Source organism: Kitasatospora sp. RG8, from assembly GCF_017813315.1.
GTDB lineage: Bacteria > Actinomycetota > Actinomycetes > Streptomycetales > Streptomycetaceae > Kitasatospora.
Window position 1 is genome coordinate 499503 of sequence record NZ_JAGIYX010000002.1, and the last position, 17949, is coordinate 517451.

Genomic DNA, 17949 nt, shown 5'->3' on the forward strand with positions numbered 1-17949 from the left:
AAACCACCCGAAAGGGTGGATTGGCAGAACCGTTTCTGCGATTTTGGGGCCTCTAGGGTGATAGCGCATCAATTTCCCCGGTACCCGCGCGTACCGCCCTGAAAGGCCCCAGCCCCATGCGTCTCCGCAACGCCGTGATCGCCGCCACCAGCGCTCTCGCCCTCGTCCTCGCCGTTCCCACCTCCGCGAACGCGGCAGCCGGTGACTTCCTCTACAAGATCGGCCCCGGCGTCCCGGCCGGCATCGCCGACCCGGCGAGCGGCGAGTGCGTCAACCTCTTCGGGGCGACCGAGGAGCATCCGGCGTTCGCGCCCGAGAACTTCACCACGTCGACCGCCACGGTCTTCCTCGACTTCGACTGCAACGGCGACACCTTCTACGTGATGAACCCGGGCAAGAAGCTCGGGGACCGGCTGAAGCTGCGGTCCGTCGTCTTCTCCTGAGGCGGACGAATTCCGGCGAAGCGCGGGACAGTTCGGCGATTGGTTGAGACCATTCCGGGACATCGACACCGGGAGCGGCCTTGCCGAGACGAATCGCCGGGCTGTCCGCCCGGGCCCGTGGACTGCTGATCCTCCTCTCCGCGCTGGTGCTCGCCGCGGCCGGCTTCGGCGCCCACCGTGCGCTCGGGCCCGGCGACGCCACCACGGCCGTACCCGATCCCGCCGCACCCCTTCCCGCCGGGCCGCGCACCGGCGACCGGATCGTCCCGGCGCCGTACTCCGCCACCACCGGGTCCGGCCCGGCCTACCGGCTCACCGGGCGGACCGTCGTCCGGGCGGCCGGAGGTGACGGGGAGCAGGCCGCCGAGGTCCGGCGGATCGCCGGGCAGCTGGCCGACGAGCTGCGCCGGCCGACCGGGCTGCCGCTGCCGGTCGCGGACGACGACGGCCCCGACGGCATCCGGCTCGACCTCGACCCGGCCCTGCCCGGGCAGACCGGACCGGAGGGCTACCGGCTGACCTCGGACGCGACCGCCGTCCGGATCACGGCCCGCACCCCGGCCGGGCTCTACCGGGGCACCCAGACACTGCGTCAGCTGCTGCCACCGCAGATCGAGAGCCGGACGCCGGCGGCCGCCGGGACGGAGTGGACCGTCGCCGCCGTCGACATCGACGACCGCCCGCGCTACGCCTACCGGGGCGCCATGCTCGACGTCGCGCGGCACTTCTTCACCCCGGCCGAGGTCAGGGGGTACATCGACCGGCTGGCCCTGTACAAGGTCAACTTCCTCCACCTGCACCTGAGCGACGACCAGGGCTGGCGGATCGAGATCCCCGCCCGGCCCGCGCTCACCCGGGCCGCCGCGGGCAGCGAGGTCGGCGGCACGCCCGGCGGCTTCTACACCGCGGCCGACTACCAGGAGATCGTCCGGTACGCGCAGGAGCGCTACCTCACCGTCGTCCCCGAGATCGACCTGCCCGGGCACAGCAACGCGGTCCTCGCCGCCTACCCGGAGCTGGACTGCACCGGGAGCGCGAAGCCGTGGCCGTACACCGGCATCGAGGTCGGCTTCTCCACGCTCTGCCCCACCGGCGACGCCGTCTTCGCCTTCACCCGGGACGTGGTCGCCGAGATCGCCCGGCTCACCCCCGGGCCGTACCTGCACATCGGCGGCGACGAGGTGAAGAAGGTCGCCCCGGAGGCGTACCGGGAGTTCGTGCGCAGGGTGGCAGCCCAGGTGTCGGCGGCGGGGAAGACGCCGGTCGGCTGGAACCAGACCGCGCCGGGCGGCATCGGACTGCTCCAGTACTGGGACGGCGGCGGCGGGCGCGACGCGGAGCTGCGGTAGGCCGCCGGGCGCGGGGCGAAGGTGATCATGTCCCCGGCGGGCCGGAGCTACCTCGACATGAAGTACGACTCCTCCTACCCGCTCGGGCTGGCCTGGGCCGGGACGGTCGACGTCTGGTCCGCCTACTCCTGGGACCCGGACACCCTGGTCAGGCTGCCGGCCGGCGCCGTGCTCGGAGTCGAGGCGCCGCTGTGGACGGAGACCCTGGACACCCCGGCCCAGCTGGACGTGATGCTGCTGCCCCGGCTGCCGGCCCTGGCAGAACTCGGCTGGTCGCCGTGGTCGAGCCATGACTGGGGGCGGTTCCGGCAGCGGCTCGCCGAGGAGGGGGCGCGCTGGGAGGCGGCCGGTTACGGGTACGAGCGGCGGCCGGAGGTGCCCTGGCCGGCGGGGAGGTAGCGGCCCGGCCGGCCGGCACCTCCGGTCGGCTGGGGCGGCGGGGAGCGGCGGCGTAGCGTGATGAGGGGGTTCGCGTTGGTCCCGGAGGCGGAGGAGGAACGATGTCCGTACGGGAACCGGACCCGGTGAAGCAGGAGGAGTTCGCGGGCCGGATCGTGCAGGTGCTGAACGACTCCTGTCTGGGATTCATGGCCAGCATCGGCCACCAGACCGGGCTGTTCGACGCCATGGCCGGTCTCGCCCCGTCGAGCAGCGAGGAGATCGCGCGCGCCGCCGGCCTGGAGGAACGCTACGTCCGCGAGTGGCTCGGCGCGATGGTCGTCGGCGGGATCGTCGAGTACGACCCCGGGCGCGGCACCTATCTGCTGCCGCCGGAGCACGCGGCCTCGCTCACCAGGGTGGCCGGGCCCGAGAACCTGGCCGGCATGATGCAGTACCTCGCGCTGATGGGCGACGTCGAGCAGCGGCTCATCGGCTGCTTCCGCAACGGCGGCGGGATGCCGTACTCGGCGTACCCGCGGTTCCAGGAGCTGCAGGCCGAGGAGTCCGGCCGGGTCTACGACCTGGCGCTGGTCGAGGGGATCGTGCCGCTCGTCCCCGGGCTGCCGGAGCGGCTGGGCGCCGGGATCGACGCGCTCGACATCGGCACCGGGCAGGGTCACGCCGTCAACGTGCTGGCGGGGGCCTACCCGGCGAGCCGGTTCACCGGTGTCGACATCGCGGAGAACGGCGTCGCCGCCGCCCGGGCCGAGGCCACCGCGCTCGGCCTGTCCAACGCGGACTTCGAGGTCGCCGACTCGGCCGGGCTGACCGGCTCCTACGACCTGGTCACCGCCTTCGACGTCGTCCACGACCTGGCCCGCCCGGCCGAGACGCTGGCCGCCGTCGCCCGGGTGCTGCGGCCCGACGGCGTCTTCCTGATGGGCGACATCGCGGCCAGCAGCCGGCTGGAGGAGAACGTCGGGCACCCGCTCGCGCCGGCGCTCTACACCTTCTCGACCTTCTACTGCATGACGGTCTCGCTCGGCGAGGGCGGCGCGGGGCTGGGGACGGTCTGGGGCGAGCAGACGGCCCGGCGGATGCTGGCCGAGGCCGGGTTCGGCTCGGTGCGGACCGCGCAGGTGGAGGGGGACATCCTGAACATCTACTACATCGCGCGGCCGGACGGCGCCGCGGCGTAGCCGGGCGGTGCGGGCCCCGGCGGCGGGCTGCCGGGGGTGCGCTGCCGGGGGTTCGCCGGGAGGACGCCTGTGGGCTGCCGGGGGGTGCGCCTGTGGGGTGGCGGGCCGGGGCGGGTGGCCCGGGTTGGGCCGTGCGGGTGGCCGGAGCGGACGGTCGGACGTAGGTTCGAAGAGGTCCGAGTGAAGGAGGGCGGCGATGACCGGCAACGGCTACGCACACCCCGAGGCGCTGGTCCCCACCGACTGGCTGGCCCAGCACCTGGACGACGGCACGATCCGCGTCGTCGAGGTGGACGAGGACACCACCGCGTACGAGGAGGGCCACATTCCCGGCGCGGTCGGATGGAACTGGACCACCGACCTGCACAGCCGGGTGGGCCGTGACTACACCGACCGCGACGGCGTGGAGCACCTGCTGCGCGCGGCCGGGGTGGAGGAGGACACCACCGTGGTGCTGTACGGCGGCAACAACAACTGGTTCGCCGCCTACGCCTACTGGCTGCTGCGCCTGCGCGGCTACGGGCCGGTGAAGCTGCTCGACGGCGGGCGGAAGAAGTGGGAGCTGGAGGAGCGCGGGCTCACCCAGGAGGTGATGGACTACCAGCACAGCGGCTACCGGCTGGCCGGACCCGAGCACCCCGAGGTACGGGCGCTGCGCGACGAGGTGCTGGCCAAGGCGGAGGTCTTCGCCAAACCCGGGTCCGACGCCGTGCTGGTCGACGTGCGCTCGCCGGCCGAGTACCGGGGCGAGGCGCTGGCGCCGGCGCACCTTCCGCAGGAGCAGGCGCAGGTGCCCGGCCACATCCCCGGCGCGGTGAACATTCCCTGGTCCCAGGCGGCCAACGACGACGGCACCTTCCGCTCGGCGGAGGAGCTGCGGGCGCTCTACGGCGGGCAGGGCGTGGAGGCCGAGCGCGAGGTGATCGCTTACTGCCGGATCGGCGAGCGCTCGGCGCACACCTGGTTCGCGCTGACCGAGCTGCTCGGGTACCCGCACGTGAAGAACTACGACGGGTCGTGGACGGAGTACGGCTCCCTGGTGCGGGCGCCGGTGGCACTGGGAGCCTGAGGAGACGGCTGTCGGGCGAGCCGGCGAGCCGGCGAGCCGGGCCACCGGGGTGCTGTGGGGGAGTGGGGGCGGGGTGGGCCGGCTGCGCGGGGTGCCGGGGCGGGGCCGGCTGCGTGGGGTCCGGAGCGGGGCCGGCCGAGCGGGGTCCGGGGCGGGGCTGACGTGCGCACACGGCGTGACGTGGGTGCGGCGGCCCCATTTCGGCCTGTTTCTTCTCATGAACATTTCATCCGATAGGAGTGGGGCACGGCTCACCGGGACAAGGATCGATGCGACCCATCCGTCCCAGTGATCCTGGAGGACCACCGTGCGCAAGAGGCTGATCGTCTCTGCCGCCGCAGGCGCGCTCGCCCTGCTCCTGACCGTCCCCGCCTCGGCGGCCCAGATCGGCCCCGGCGCGGCCGGCATCGGAGACCCGTACTACCCCAACGCCGGCAACGGCGGATACGACGTCTCGCACTACGACATCCGGCTCAAGTACCAGCCCGCCACCGACGAACTGGAAGGCACCGCCACCATCCTGGCCACCGCCACCCAGGACCTCTCGCGGTTCAACCTGGACTTCGTGCTCGGCGTCAAGGAGGTGCTGGTCAACGGCCGGACGGCGAAGTTCGCGAGCACCGGCGAGTCGGAGCTGGAGATCACCCCCGCCCGGCCGCTGGTGAAGGGCGCCCCGGTGACGGTCGTCGTCCGCTACGCCGACAAGCCCGGCAAGGTGGAGCGGGGCGGCTACTCCGCCTGGCTGCGCACCCCCGACGGCGGCGTCGCGGCCAACGAGCCCGAGGGCTCCGCCTGGTGGTTCCCCAGCAACGACCACCCCACCGACAAGGCCACCTACGACGTCTCCGTCCTCGTGCCCGACGGCACCCAGGCGATCAGCAACGGCCTCCTCACCGGCCAGAGCTCCCGGGCCGGCTGGACCCGCTACAACTGGCGCCAGACCAAGCCGCAGGCGACCTATCTGGCCACCCTCGCGATCGGCAGGTTCGACATCCGGACCGACACCACCCCGGGTGGGCTGCCGGTCGTCACCGCCTACAGCAAGGACCTCGGGGACAACGACGGCGCGGCACGCGCCAGCGTCGAGCGCACCGGCGAACTGGTCGACTGGCTGAGCGGCTACTTCGGCGAGTACCCGTTCGGCTCGATCGGCGGCTACGTGCCCAACGTGCCCACCGGGTACGCCCTGGAGACCCAGACCCAGATCTTCTACAGCCCCGCGCAGTTCTCCCGCGGCTCCAACACGTCCGTCGTCGTCCACGAGCTCGCCCACCAGTGGTACGGCGACAGCGTCTCCGTCCAGCGGTGGAGCGACATCTGGCTCAACGAGGGCTTCGCCCGCTACTCGCAGTGGCTCTGGTCCGAGCACGAGAACGAGGGCACGGCGCAGGAGCTCGCCGACTACGTCTACTCCTCCTACCCGGCCGACAACGCCTTCTGGTCCGTCAAGCCCGGCGACCCGGGGGCGGACCACCAGTTCTCCGGCGCCGTCTACGACCGCGGTGCGGTGGCCATCCAGGCGCTGCGCAACACCGTCGGGGACGAGAAGTTCTTCCAGATCCTGAAGGGGTGGCCGGCCGAGCGCAAGTACGGCAACGCGACCATCCAGCAGTTCCAGGCGTACGCCGAGCGGATCTCCGGGAAGCCGCTCGCGCAGCTCTTCGACACCTGGCTGTTCACGGCCTCGAAGCCGGCGGTGTCCTCGGCGGGTGTCCCGGCGGCGGCGCCTGCGGGTGCGGCGAGCCTCGCGCCGGGCGGCAAGGGCGCGCCACAGGAGCCGAAGTCCTGGAAGAAGATCCAGGAGACCAACTCGCTGCACGAGCACACCCACTGAGGACCGCCCCCGGCCGCTCGCCGAGCCCCGGCCGCCCGCGTGTGCGGGCGGCCGGGTCAGGCCGGGAGAGGGTGGAGGTCGCGCCGGAGCGGTGGAACGTGACGCCGGTGTCGCGTTCAGGAGCCGGGCGTGGCCTGCGCTGCGGTGGGGGTGGTGGTCGTGGGCGTGGTCGTGGGCGTGTCGGGTGTCGTGGTGGCGGCCGGTGCGGCCGTGCTGGTGGCCAGGGCCCGGGCCTCGGTGACGACCAGCTCCTCGATGCCGTAGAGGAAACGTTCCATCCGGGGGCGGGGGAGCACCGAGCCGTCGGCGGTCATCGCGAGCTGGAGCGCGTCCGGGGCCTGGAGGGCGTCCAGGGCGTAGGTGAGGCCGGGGCGCGGCTCGAACTCCTTGGGCCAGCTGAGGGTGGTGCGGGCCGGGTCCAGGGGGTCGCCGGAGGCGGTGCCCGCGGCATCACCGGGGGACGGGGTGGCGGGCTCGCCGGGTGACGGCGGGACCAGGTCGCGGGTGTCGTTGAAGATGCACGAGCGGTCGGCCAGCGGGCCGTGCTCGGCGGTCAGCCGGGCGATCTCCTCGTCCAGGAGGCGCTTGTCGTAGTACGCGTGCCGGTAGGTGGCGATCGACGCGGCATGGGTCCGGCGGACGACGGCGGCGAACTCGCCGTCCGCATCCGGCAGGTGGAGCAGGCCGTCGCCCGCCACCACGCTCACCGCGGCCGTCAGCCCGGGCAGGAAGCGGTTGTTGACGATGACCTGGAGCACCGCGTCGGACGAGCCGGCGAGTCGCGCCGTCATCACCGCCGTTGCCGCGAGCAGCACCGAGGAGGTGCTCGCCCGGTGTCCGGCCGCGACCAGCTCGACCGCCCGCAGCAGTGCCGGGGAGCTGAGGACGGCGTTCGGGAACGGCTGCGGCTCGTCGTGCCGGGCGGCGGGGAAGAGCCGCGGCGGCCCCGAGCGGAGCTTGCGCAGGACGTGCGCCCGGGCGTTGGCGTCACGCCGCCGGCCGCGCTCGGACTGCTGGAACGCGGCTTCCTCCAGCGGCTGTTGGGCCGGCCGACGGGCGCGGATCGCTGCGGCGGAGGCGCCCAGGGAGAGCTCGGTGAGGTCCGTCACCAGCCGGCCCATCCCGGCGCCGTCCAGCGCGGTGTGCGACAGGACGAGGGAGATGTGCCGGACCAGGTCGCCCGCCACGACCAGGCCCACCCGGACCGGCCACTGTGTGGTGCAGTCGAACGGAAGGGCGGCCAGCTCGTCGTGGAACGCCGCGCCGGTGCGCGCGAGTTCGGCGGAGTCGCCGTCGCCGTGGCGGGTGTGCACGGGCAGCCGGCCGTCCGGGTCGACGGTCTGCCGCAGCCGGCCCTCGCCGTCGGGGTGGAGCCTGGTGTGGAGGGAGTCGTGCAGGTGGAGCAGGCCGGTGAGCGCGTCGAGGACGACGGGCACCGGCAGACCCGGGTCCAGCGGAGCCGCCGTCGTGATGTTGTACCGAGGCGCGTCGGCGGGTGACAGCCGGCCGACGGCGTCCCAGATGGCCTGCTGGCCCCAGGTGGCCGGGCCGGTCCCGGACCGGCCGGACGAGAAGGTGATCTCCAGCTGCTGACTCGTGGTCACCGTGTGGCTCTCCGATGTGTGGCTCTGGGCCCGGTGCGTGCCGCGTGATGCGTCGCGCTTCCGGGCGGGGCGGGAGGTGCGGTGGGAACGCGTGTGCTGCCAGGGCAAGAGTGTGGCGCACCGCCCAGGCCCCGTCGAGCCTCCGAACGCGGCGGTCGGCCAAGGTCGTTGGGCGGTGGTGGGCGGGGTGTTCCCGGTCCGCTAGGCGAGGCCCTGTGTCCGCCCCCTCCCGGGTCCGATGGCCGGGGCGGGCGCCAGGGCGGCTCCGCCGAAGTCGCCAGGACAGGTGTCCGTGACGGTGCGGCCGGTGCCGCGGGCCCGGAGGGCGAGCCGGGCGCGCTCGCCGCGGGAGGGGCCCGCGGCCGCGTCCAGCTCGTCCGGGGCGATCCAGGCCCAGTGGGTGATCTCGCCGTCCGCGCAGGAGAGTTGGACGCTGTCGGGGTCGAGGGTGCCGAAGTCGTGGACGAACTGGACGAGCGGGTGGTCCAGCCCGGGAGCCGGATGCTGCCAGAACACGGCGAGCAGCGGCCCGGCGGGCAGGTCGAGCCCGGTCTCCTCGCGCAGCTCGCGTTCCGCGCCCGTGCGCGAGTGCTCGTGGTTGTCCAGGACCCCGCCGGGGAAGCCCCACCGGTCGACGTCGTCCCCCCTGACCATCAGCAGCCGCCCGTCCGGGGCCGTGAGGAGGGCGGCGGTGCACGTCCACGACCGCGAGGTGGTGGCGAGCCAGTGCTCGCGCGGAAGGTACGGGCGGGCCGGGGCGTGGGCGCGGAGGAAGGCGACGGCGGCCGGGGTGACACCGGGCAGGCTGTCGGCGAAGAACCAGCCGTGGGTGGCGTGACGGGTGAGGACGAGCCGGTCGAGGTCGCCCGGGTCGTCCGGTGCCACCCGGACCACGAGCTGTCGCGCGAGACCGTCGCCGCCGTCGAGTTCGCCCACGGTCCGGTCGGCGGTGCCTGGCCGGCCGCAGGTCTCGTACAGCGCGCGGGTCGCTGCGTCCGCCGGCTCCTCACCGGGCAGTTGGGCGACGGTGGGCAGTTCCCAGCAGCCGTCGGAGCGGCGCAGGAGCAGGATCCGGCCGATGCGGTCGGCGACGAGGGCGCCCGTGGTGGGTCCGGTGGTGTCCAAGCTGTCTTCCTCCGGCGGTTTTTGGGGTGGCGGACCGGTGGACCCGGTCACCCCTCGGTCAGGGAGCGGGGGTTGGCGTCGGTGCGCCACCCGTGGGTCGGGCGGCCGCGTCCGCCGGACGGGTGGCTTGCGGGAAGGCTGGTCTGCGGGACGCGCGGCCCGCTGGGCGCGTGTCCCGCTGGACAGGTAGGAGGTCGGGGTGGCGTGGGTGGCCAGGGAGGTGCGGGCGGTCAGGGAGGTGTGAGAGGTGCGGGCGGGGTAGGAGGTGGGGGAGGCAGGGGAGCGTCGGCAGGGTGGGGACTTCGGGGGGTCAGGCGGCCCAACCGAGGACGGACAGGGTGTTGCCCCGGCCGATCTCGGCGAGCGTGTGGGCGGTGTAGGGGACAGTGTCCTCCGGCAGGCGGTCCAGGGGCCACCAGAAGAGCTGCTCGCACTTGTCCGGCTCCCTGTTGACGACGTGGCCGTCGAAGCGGGCCGGGCGGAAGAAGAGCTGGAGACGGTCCCGGCCGTCCTCGGCGTCGAAGTGGTGCAGCGTGTGGACGAGGCCGAGGTGGTCCTCGGCAACGGTGATGTCGAGCTCCTCGGCGGCCTCGCGTGCCATGGCGGCGGTCACGCTCTCGCCGGGCTCCATGTGGCCCGCGGGGAGATGCCAGAGGCCGTCGGCGAACGAGGTGTTCCTGCGGCGGCCGAGCAGCACCCGGCCAGCGTCCAGGAGGACGAGGTGGACGCCGACGACGAGAGTGGGCGGGTGTGCCATGGATGGGCCTCCGGGCGGGCGGTGGCGGCGTTCGAACGGCGGGCGGGCGGCCTGGTGCGAGCGGCCTGGTGTGGGTGCCTGGTCCGAGCGGCCTGGTGTGGGCGGCGGGATTAAGTGGGCGTGGCGGAGGTGCAGTTGGCGGGGCCCGCGGACCGGGAGGAGGCTGATGATGATGCTGTTCGATTGTGGTGTTCAAGTGTTTTCGGTCCGGGCGTGCCCGGGTCGAACGGGGTGTTTTCGAGCAGCCCGAAACCGGGGAGCGGCGCCCTCCGGCCGGCCGTGGACGGCGCCGGCGAGGAGCTCGGAGCCCAGCGGGCAGGCGGCGAGCGCCCGTTCGATGGCGAGCCGTTCGGCCGGGGCGGCCCGTCCACCGGCGGCGGGCCGGGCGGGGCCGGTGCGTCGACGGATTCACCGCCGGAATCACTCGTCCGGTTGATCAGGGGGCTCAGCGGGTTTCGGTCGGTCCGCCCTCCGGGCCGGTGGCCCGGGCGTCTCCGCCCGGGGGCGGCACGGCTGTGGCGGCGCCCGCGGATGAGGCTGTGGGCGCAGGCGCAGGCGCAGGTGTGGGCGCAGGCGCGGGAGCAGGTGCGGATGCGGATGCGGTTGCGGCGAAGGTGGCGGCCGCGTAGCCGGCGTACCGCAGACGGTAGGAGTCGCCGAGGTGGTGCTGGAGCCGGCTGTGGCGGAACTGGTAGACCGCACCGGTCTGGCGCAGCACTCCCCGCCGGTAGGCGTCGTCGAGGAAGGCGACGGTGTCCCACGGGAGGTTGCCGGTCATCGGCAGCCAGATGCGGGAGAAGATCACCCACTGCCCCCAGGCGGTGAACCCGAGGGCGTAGGAGAACGTGCCGCCGAGCCCGCCCACCACTCCGATGAAGAGGCCGTCCGGCAGCGGCCACTTCATCGGTCCGAGGAAGACCTGGAGCAGGTCGACGATCAGGCGGCCGCCGAGCGCGATCGCCAGGGTGAGCGTCGGTACGAGCACGAGGACCTGCCGGCCCACCGTCGTGCGGTTGGCGGAGAGCAGGCCGACGGGGGTGGCGGCGGAGGCGATGTCCAGGGGTGCTTCGAGCGCCGCCATCAGCCCGAAGACCAGACCGGCGGCCGAGCCGAAGATCAGCCCGAAGGCCAGCATGTTGATCAGGGTGCCCTGGATCACCGCGCTGTCGGCGAGCGGGACCCTGTCGTACAGGACGCGCTCCAGCGTGACGGCGCACGCGCAGCCGACGCCCATCACGAAGCCGCCCAGCAGGACCGTCCCGAACCGGGAGGCGAAGGTGTGCACCGGCCCGCGGCCGATGCGGGTGTGGTTGCCGGGCAGCCGCAGCCGGACCTGGGTCGGCGCGAAGGCCGTGGTGCCGAACCTCGCGATGAGCCAGTAGACCGACCCGAAGGCCAGGCCCGCGATCGGCCCCATCAGGGCGCCCTCCAGGAGGATCTCGTCGAGGTCCGCCGCGGCGCCGCCGGCGCCGAGTTGGTGGACGATCAGGCCGACCGACCACTCGGACAGGGTGATGGACAGGGCACAGACCAGCATGACGGTGAGGAGACGGGTCGACGCCCGCAGGGAGTCGCCGATCCTCCACCAGGCGAGGTCCTGCTGGTCGAGGTCGTCGAACCGGGCCAGGTGGTGGGCGAGGTAGCCCAGCCAGTGCCGGACCCGTTCGGAGCCGGGGTCGGAGCCGTGGCCGCCGCGGCGCGGGGAGCCGCCGACGGCCCGCGCGGGGGCGAGGCGGCGGTAGACCGTGGGCACGAAGCCCGCCAGCAGATGCTCTTCGAGGGCGTGCCCGGTGGGGAAGCGGGTGGTGTCCAGGAGTTCCGCCGGATCGGCGGCGGGGTTCTCGCTGTAGATCGTCCGCGCCAGGATGACCATCAGCGGAGTGCTCAGGACCTCGGCGAGGTTCCGGCCGGCCGGGGTGTCCTGAGCGCGCAGCGCTTCCAGGACGGCGTCCCAGGTGTTCCGGTCCCCGGTTCGGCCGGTCCCGGCACCGGTCCCCCCGGCGGTTCCGCGGGTGGCCTCCCGGGTGCCTCCGCGGGCGTCTCCAGGGGCGTCTCCCTGGGCGTAGGCGGGGGCGTCTCCCCGGGCGTTGACGGGGCGGGAGGTGCGGGGCAGGTAGTCGGCGAGGTCGCCGGGAGTGAGATCGGCGAGTTCGACGCCGGCGGCCCAGACGAGCGGGGTCCCCGCTGCGTGGACCGCCTCGGCGAACTCCTCACGGCGGCTGGTCAGCACGAGCGGCATCGAGGTGGCGTTGAGCGCCTCCAGCGCGTCGGGCCGCAGGCCTTCCGCGATCTCGTCGAAGCCGTCGAGGACCGGCAGCACCAGGTCCGCGTCGACCAGTGCGGCGGCGAGCGTCGACCCGCTGGACACGCGCTGGACCAGGTGGGGGTGGTCGCGCAGCAGCAGGTCGATCAGCCAGTCGCGCAAAGCGGTGGCCGTCGGGTCCCACGACCCGAGGCTGAAGATCACCGGTACCCGGTCGTCAGCGGCCGGGGCGGCCAGGAGGTCCAGGAGGAACCTGATCGTCAGGATGGACTTCCCCGACCCGCCCCGGCCGAGGACCACGAGCCGGCCGGACGGGATCCGCCGGTAGACCTCGGCCACGTCGCGGAGGTCACCGCTCATGTCCACCCGGTCCGCCGCGGAGCCGGGCGGGAGGCGCTGGATGTTCTCCCAGTGGTCCGTCAGGCCCGAGGGCGCCTGCCGCCATCGCACCGGCAGCGGAAAGGGATCGTGGACCCGGCGCTGCTCCTCCTCGATCTGCCAGCGGCGCCTGACCTCCTTCGCGAGCTCGGCGGTCGCCCCGGCCAGAGCGTCCGGAAACCGGGGCGCCGGAACCCGAGGCGCCGGAACCCGGGGCGACGGCGGCCGCACCGGGGCCGGTGCCGCGGCCGGTAACGCCGCGGGCCCGGCGACCGATGCCGCAGCCGGACCGGCGACCGGTGCCTCAGTCGGTGCCTCAGTCTGTGCCGCAGTCGGTGTCACTGGCGGTGTGGGCAGGGAATGGGAACCTGCGGGCGGGAGGGAATCGGGGACAGCAGGAGGCGCGGAATCGGAGAGGAATTCAGAGGCCTTTCCTGGGGCCTCCTCCGGTGATGCCTTCGCAAGGGTGGCGGCCAGGCGCAGGCGGTCCTCCGGCCCGGCTCCCAGCGCGTCCGCGAGCAGATTGACCGTTCCCACACGGTGATCGGTGGACTTCCCGGTCTCCAGTCTGCGGATCGTGCGGACACTCACCCCCGACCGCTCCGCCACCTGTTCCTGGGTCAGCCCCGACTGTTTGCGCAGCCGGCGCAACAGTGTGCCGAGTTGATCCGCCATGCCGGCTCCCTCTTTCCCCCACGAGTACGGCCTTCGGCGAGCCTACCGTGACCACCGGCCACGGATGGCCGGTGCATGGCCTGTTCGCCGGCCAGCGCGAACGCCAGCATCAGTGGTGTCCGGTCGCCCCCGAACCTGGAGAGAGGAGCCGATATGGCGTACCGCCACTGGTGCGGAGAGTGCGGGTACAAGACCGCGTGGCTCCCCCAGTCGGAGAGCGAGGAACAGCAGATCCAGCACTACGCCAAACATCACCCGGGAATTCCTCCGGGCGGCAGCGTGGAGATCAATCGGAGTGACCCGAACCGCGGACCGGGATGTCTGCCGGCGCTGGGATTCGTGGTCCTGTTGCTGATTCTCGCGGCGTCGTGCCGCCGTTAGTTCCGGATCTCCCCGAGTGAATTCGTCCTGCCGGACCAGGTGTTCGGGTGGCTCCGCGACCGGTGTTCCGCCCGCTTTCGTCCTCGTAAAGGAAAGTGACCGCATGCTTCGCAAAATACGTGCTCTTGGTGTCGCCGCCGTGCTGGCGGGCCTGACGCTCGCCGCGGCGCCGTCCGCCGGTGCGGCGGCGCCCGCCTCCACCGCCCCCGCGGGTACCACCGCGGCCGCGGGAACCGCCGGTGTCACGGACACGCGCACGCCCATCGGCGGCGGCACCGGCATCATCTTCCGCATCGCTCCGAGCCCGGAGAACCCCCAGAGCTACTACGTCTGCACCCTCACCGCCGTCGGGCGCGATGCCGCCGGCAACCTCGTGGCCCTGACCAACGCCCACTGTTTCATCGACGACCAGGGCAACAAGCTCGTCGGCTCGCAGGTGTACCGGGACACCTCGCCCGCCGGCAGCGCGTTCTCCCCGGCGCCGCTCACGGACAGCCGGCCCGACCTGGCGACGGGGGCGATCGGCGAGGTGACGTACGTCAGCACGCCCAACAACCTGCTCAACAGCGGGCCCAAGGGGCTCGACTACGCGGTGATCAAGCTGGACGAGAGCCGGGTGGTGCCGACCGACACCGTCGGCGGCGTGACGATCAGGTCGATCGGCGCCCCGCCCGCGGTGGGGACCCGCATGTGCAAGCAGGGTCACCGGACCGGGCTGACCTGCGGGATGAGGATCGGTACCAACGGCATCTGGTTCACCCACCTGATCTGGACCGACGGTGGCGACTCCGGCTCCCCGGTCGTGTCGGGGACGGCGCTGGTCGGCAACGCCTGGGGCGCCCAGCACAGTTCGTCGATCCTCAGCATCATCGACGAGCTGACCGCCAACGGCGGCGTCGGGGCCGGCTTCCACCTGGCCACCTGAGCACCCGGCCGCTGGAGTACCTGGCCACCTGAGTACCTGGCCACCTGAGCACCCGGCCACCTGAGTATCCGGCCAATTGAGCATCCGGCCGGGTGGTGACCCGGGCACGCGGGCACGTGCCCGGGTCACCACCCGGCCAACAAGCCCGACCCACCCCCTCGACGGAGAGAACCCTCATGACATCCATACTGTCCGGTGCGCGCGTACGCGCCGCGATGCGTGCCACCGCGACCGCCGCCGCGACGGCGCTGGCGGCCACGGTGGTCGCCCTCGGCGGGCCGGTCGCACACGCCGACGCACACGCCGACGCACCTGCCGTCCCGGCCTTCACCGACGGCTACGGCCTGACCCAGGTCGTCGGCGCCACCGAGGTGCACTCCGGCACCGACTTCACGATCACCGTGACGACCCCGCAGCTGTCCGGCCGGCACAGGATCCGCATCCTGCTGCCCAGCGGCTACGCCGCGGAGCCCGGGAAGCGGTGGCCGGTGGCGTACTTCCTGCACGGCGGTGGCGGCAACGTGGACGACGCGGCGGCGGCGCCGGCCCTGCACTCGGACTCGATGATCACCGTCGTGCCGGACGGCGGCCTCAAGGGCTGGTACGCGAACTGGCTCATGCAGAACACCGCCCTGGGTGCGGCGAACTGGGAGGCGTTCCACCTCAACCAGGTCGTCCCCTTCATCGACGCCAACCTCCGTACCGTCGCCGACCGGGGCCACCGGGCCGTCGTCGGCCTGTCGATGGGCGGCTACGGCGCCCTGCACTACGCCGAGGCCCGTCCGGACCTGTTCGGCCACACCGCGTCGCTGTCCGGCGGCATCGACTTCGGGATGGCCGAGATCCGCGCGGCCGTCCTGGCCACCGAACTCAACGTCACGGGTGCCTGGTGCGCGGTGAGCACCTCCAGCCCGGCCGGCACCGGTCGGTGCACCGGCTACGGCCCCTACACCGACAGTGACGCGATCTTCGGCTCTCCGTACCCCGTCTTCAACGCGGACCACGTCTGGAACGAGGTCAACCCCGCCGCCAAGGCCAACCTGGCGAAGCTCGCCGGGGCGGAGATCACGCTCTACACCGGCAACCAGGGGCCGATCGACCACTTCACCGAGATGGCCGCCAACAACGTCAAGGCGCGCCTCGACCAGCTCGGGCTGCCGAGCCGGTTCGTCGACTACGGCAACGGGAGCTCGCTGGCCCCCGGGTGCGACGGCGGCCACAACTACGGCTGCTGGGCGCCCGCCCTGGCGGACTACGTCCCCCGGCTCCAGGCCTCCTTCGCCGCGGCGGGCTGACCGCGGCAGCGGCTCCGGCCCGGGCCCCGGCCTGACCGACTGCCGGGGCCCCGGCCGGAGCGGCACCCACTCCCTCCCGACCCGCAGTTCCTTCCTTCCTTCCTTCCTTCCTTCCTGAACTGACCTTCCCTCCCGAACTGCACTTCCTTCCCGGGCTCCGGCCCGCACGACCAAGCGAGGACTCCATGGACGATCTGATGCACAAGCTGGTTTCGGGCGCACTCAGCGGTGGGCTGATCGCACTGGTCGGGGGGCTCAGCGTCCTGGTCCGCCGCAGGCGGGTCGCCAGGGCCGAGGCCGCCGCGCCGGCGCCGGTCGAGGACCTTTCGCAGACCCTGCTGCGACAGGCCCGGGAGGCCGACCGCAGCCGTGACGAGCTCGTCGGCCAGGGCAGGCCGGTCGAGGCCCTCGACCCGGCCAGGGCGGCCGCCGATCTCTGGCGCCGGCTCACCGAGGTGCGGCAGGGCCGGTTCCTGGCCGAGCGGCAGGCCGCCCTGGCCCGTCTCGGCGAGCTGCTCGCCGCCGCGGGCCGGCCGGACGAAGCGGCGCGCGTCCGTCAGGAGATCGTCGGGCTCGGCTGACGCCCCCGACCGAAGCGAGGAGACCACCATGCCCGCCGCCCTCTGGACCGGCCGGGACGCCGACCCGGACCGCGTGACCGCCGACCTCTCCGGGGTGCTCGGCCGTGAACTCGGCCTCGCCCGCCCGCCCGTGGCCGTGACCCTCCCCTCCGACAGCACCGGCGTCCCGGCCGGCAGCCTGCTGCCGCCGCGCGAGCGGTTCAGCGGGATGCCCGCGCCGACGCTCTGCTACGTCTACGTGGACGCCCGGGCGCCGAGGCCGTTCGAACTGCGCGCCTCGCTCATGGTCGGGCGGGCGTTGGTCCGCCGCAGCCTGGGGCTGGGACAGCTCTTCTACGCCGTGCCGCTGACCCGGTCAGTGCCAGCCCGTACGGCCCTGAGCGCGCCCCGGCGCTTCGGTCCGTCGTCCTTCGAAGGCGACGCCGGGGTCGCGGGCCGCCTGAACGCGGACCGCGAGCTGGTCGCCGACGCGAACGCGCTCACCCCGCTGGAGGCCGGGCCGGACGCCTCGCACTCCTGGTCGGTCGAGCGGTTGCTGGCGGTCGAGCCGCTGCCCGGGGAGCAGGGGTCGGTGCTCCTCCTGCGCACCCTGCACCGCGCCGCCGCTCACGGGTGGTCGCTCCGCGCCGACGCGGTGCTGGACCTGGCCGCCCGCATCGAGGCCGCCCTCGGCTGAGCCGTGCGGGGGCAGCGCGGCGACGCGGCGGCGGGGCCGCGGGGGCCGGGCCGTCGCCGCCGCGAGCCGCCCGGCCGGTCCACGCCCGCCAGGCTCGCGCCCGTCAGGCTCGCGCCCGTCAGGCTCGCGCCCGTCAGGCTCGCGCCCGTCAGGCTCGCGCCCGCCAGACTCACGTGCGGTCGGCGGTGACGACGTGGTAGTCGAGCAGGCCGCTCTGCCAGGCGGTGAGGAAGTTGCGCGCCCAGTGGCCCGGCGGGACGGTGTCCTCCAGGTAGCGGTCCAGGCCGGGCCAGACGTGCTCGCCGATCGACTCGGCGGAGACGTTCCCGAAGCCGGCGTCCGCGAGATCGGCGGTGAAGTCCTTGAGCGGGTGCGCCACGTCCAGGCCGTCGGCGAAGCTGGCCAGCAGGATGCTCAGCCGCTCGGCGACCTCCGGTCCGGAGCTGAAGAACGTGGTCACCACCAGCCGCCCGCCGGGCCGGAGCACCCGCGCCGCCTCGCGCGCGAATCCGGTCAGCTCGCGGAAGTGCTGGGCCGCCTCGACGGAGTACACGCCGTCCAGCGAGCCGTCCGGGAAGGGCAGTTCGTCGGCCGCGCCGAGGGTGTAGGCCAGCCGGTCCGGGAACGTCGCCAGCGCCTTGGCGTTGACCGCGCGGGCGCGCTCGACCTGGTCCGGATGGATGTCCACCCCGGTCACCCCGGCGAACCGGAACTCGCGCAGGGCCAGTGCCGCGCCCAGCCCGCGCCCGCAGCCCACCTCGGCCAGCCGCAGCCCCTCGGCCGGCGCCGGGAAGGCGCCCAGCACCCGCCGGTACAGCTGCTCCTGGCTGCGCACGCGCTCCTCCGGGCCCGGTGACCTGGTGTCGATCCCGTGCCAGTCACCGAAGTTGATGAAGCCGCCGGCGAAGCTGGCCGCCATGGCGAGATCGCCGGCGCCGTAGGTCTGTCGCACGGTTGCGGGAATGCGGTCGTGGTTCATGGTCGCGGTCTCCTCGCGGTCGTTGCCCCGGCTCC

Annotated in this window: 15 protein-coding genes and 2 pseudogenes; 10 read left to right on the forward strand and 7 right to left on the reverse strand. The window is 73.5% G+C overall.

Annotation, left to right across the window (positions count from 1 at the left end):
- Positions 1–116 precede the first annotated feature (116 nt).
- The 6 genes and pseudogenes from J5Y04_RS05060 to J5Y04_RS05080 all read left to right on the forward strand — a co-directional run bounded on the left by J5Y04_RS05060 (position 117) and on the right by J5Y04_RS05080 (position 6275).
- Positions 117–443, forward strand: coding sequence for a hypothetical protein (locus J5Y04_RS05060; RefSeq protein ID WP_209410541.1), 327 nt, complete (start codon positions 117–119; stop codon positions 441–443).
- Positions 444–523: 80 nt separating this feature from the next.
- Positions 524–1792, forward strand: a complete 1269-nt coding sequence (locus J5Y04_RS05065) for a beta-N-acetylhexosaminidase (RefSeq protein ID WP_245204237.1) — start codon at positions 524–526, stop codon at positions 1790–1792.
- Positions 1793–1807: 15 nt separating this feature from the next.
- Positions 1808–2191: pseudogene (locus J5Y04_RS41370) on the forward strand (family 20 glycosylhydrolase); the annotation flags it as partial.
- Positions 2192–2292: 101 nt separating this feature from the next.
- Positions 2293–3372 (forward strand): methyltransferase domain-containing protein, encoded by a 1080-nt coding sequence (locus tag J5Y04_RS05070; RefSeq protein WP_209410542.1) that lies wholly within the window; start codon positions 2293–2295, stop codon positions 3370–3372.
- 196 nt (positions 3373–3568) lie between these two features.
- Complete coding sequence (locus J5Y04_RS05075) at positions 3569–4441, forward strand: sulfurtransferase (protein WP_209410543.1); 873 nt, start codon at positions 3569–3571, stop codon at positions 4439–4441.
- A 307-nt stretch (positions 4442–4748) separates the two neighbouring features.
- Positions 4749–6275, forward strand: a complete 1527-nt coding sequence (locus J5Y04_RS05080) for a M1 family metallopeptidase (RefSeq protein ID WP_209410544.1) — start codon at positions 4749–4751, stop codon at positions 6273–6275.
- Between the two features lie 116 nt (positions 6276–6391).
- Here J5Y04_RS05080 and J5Y04_RS05085 read toward each other — a convergent pair whose 3' ends face one another.
- The 5 genes and pseudogenes from J5Y04_RS05085 to J5Y04_RS43895 form a co-directional block, all read right to left on the reverse strand.
- On the reverse strand, positions 6392–7879 hold the full coding sequence (locus J5Y04_RS05085) for a condensation domain-containing protein (protein ID WP_209410545.1): 1488 nt from the start codon (positions 7877–7879) through the stop codon (positions 6392–6394).
- 201 nt (positions 7880–8080) lie between these two features.
- A complete protein-coding gene (locus J5Y04_RS41375; RefSeq protein WP_245204241.1) occupies positions 8081–9004 on the reverse strand; it encodes an NUDIX domain-containing protein in 924 nt (307 codons plus the stop codon).
- A gap of 310 nt (positions 9005–9314) precedes the next feature.
- Positions 9315–9761: an NUDIX domain-containing protein gene (locus J5Y04_RS05095; RefSeq protein ID WP_209410546.1), complete on the reverse strand. Its 447-nt coding sequence runs from the start codon at positions 9759–9761 to the stop codon at positions 9315–9317.
- A 445-nt stretch (positions 9762–10206) separates the two neighbouring features.
- The gene (locus J5Y04_RS05100) at positions 10207–12474 is read right to left on the reverse strand and encodes an XRE family transcriptional regulator (RefSeq protein WP_374105949.1); all 2268 of its coding nucleotides are present in this window, start codon (positions 12472–12474) and stop codon (positions 10207–10209) included.
- Positions 12475–12888: 414 nt separating this feature from the next.
- Positions 12889–13077, reverse strand: a pseudogene (locus tag J5Y04_RS43895) (helix-turn-helix transcriptional regulator); the annotation flags it as partial.
- Positions 13078–13561: 484 nt separating this feature from the next.
- On the opposite strand from J5Y04_RS43895, the gene J5Y04_RS05105 reads away from it, so the two are divergent.
- From J5Y04_RS05105 to J5Y04_RS05120, 4 genes are all read left to right on the forward strand, one after another.
- Entirely contained in the window at positions 13562–14383 is an 822-nt protein-coding gene (locus J5Y04_RS05105) for a trypsin-like peptidase domain-containing protein (protein WP_209410548.1), read from the forward strand.
- Positions 14384–14559: 176 nt separating this feature from the next.
- On the forward strand, positions 14560–15678 hold the full coding sequence (locus J5Y04_RS05110; RefSeq protein ID WP_209410549.1) for an alpha/beta hydrolase family protein: 1119 nt from the start codon (positions 14560–14562) through the stop codon (positions 15676–15678).
- Positions 15679–15863: 185 nt separating this feature from the next.
- Positions 15864–16259 carry a hypothetical protein gene (locus J5Y04_RS05115; RefSeq protein WP_209410550.1) on the forward strand — a complete coding sequence of 132 codons (396 nt, stop codon included), beginning with the start codon at positions 15864–15866 and terminating at the stop codon, positions 16257–16259.
- A gap of 28 nt (positions 16260–16287) precedes the next feature.
- Positions 16288–16935, forward strand: coding sequence for a hypothetical protein (locus J5Y04_RS05120; protein WP_209410551.1), 648 nt, complete (start codon positions 16288–16290; stop codon positions 16933–16935).
- On the opposite strand, the gene J5Y04_RS43900 is transcribed toward J5Y04_RS05120, so the two are convergent.
- Together J5Y04_RS43900 and J5Y04_RS05130 are read right to left on the reverse strand one after the other, a co-directional pair.
- On the reverse strand, positions 16866–17108 hold the full coding sequence (locus J5Y04_RS43900; protein ID WP_209410552.1) for a pentapeptide repeat-containing protein: 243 nt from the start codon (positions 17106–17108) through the stop codon (positions 16866–16868). The genes J5Y04_RS05120 and J5Y04_RS43900 overlap by 70 nt on opposite strands.
- A complete protein-coding gene (locus tag J5Y04_RS05130) occupies positions 17105–17914 on the reverse strand; it encodes a class I SAM-dependent methyltransferase (protein ID WP_209410553.1) in 810 nt (269 codons plus the stop codon). The genes J5Y04_RS43900 and J5Y04_RS05130 overlap by 4 nt, the downstream gene beginning before the upstream one ends.
- Positions 17915–17949 lie beyond the last annotated feature (35 nt).

Coding starts and splice junctions, on each gene's coding strand:
- J5Y04_RS05130 (WP_209410553.1), bottom strand. CDS start 17,914: ATGAACCACGACCGCATTCCCGCAACCGTGCGACAGACCTACGGCGCC.
- J5Y04_RS05070 (WP_209410542.1), top strand. CDS start 2,293: ATGTCCGTACGGGAACCGGACCCGGTGAAGCAGGAGGAGTTCGCGGGC.
- J5Y04_RS05110 (WP_209410549.1), top strand. CDS start 14,560: ATGACATCCATACTGTCCGGTGCGCGCGTACGCGCCGCGATGCGTGCC.
- J5Y04_RS05060 (WP_209410541.1), top strand. CDS start 117: ATGCGTCTCCGCAACGCCGTGATCGCCGCCACCAGCGCTCTCGCCCTC.
- J5Y04_RS05095 (WP_209410546.1), bottom strand. CDS start 9,761: ATGGCACACCCGCCCACTCTCGTCGTCGGCGTCCACCTCGTCCTCCTG.
- J5Y04_RS05115 (WP_209410550.1), top strand. CDS start 15,864: ATGGACGATCTGATGCACAAGCTGGTTTCGGGCGCACTCAGCGGTGGG.
- J5Y04_RS05120 (WP_209410551.1), top strand. CDS start 16,288: ATGCCCGCCGCCCTCTGGACCGGCCGGGACGCCGACCCGGACCGCGTG.
- J5Y04_RS05105 (WP_209410548.1), top strand. CDS start 13,562: ATGCTTCGCAAAATACGTGCTCTTGGTGTCGCCGCCGTGCTGGCGGGC.
- J5Y04_RS05075 (WP_209410543.1), top strand. CDS start 3,569: ATGACCGGCAACGGCTACGCACACCCCGAGGCGCTGGTCCCCACCGAC.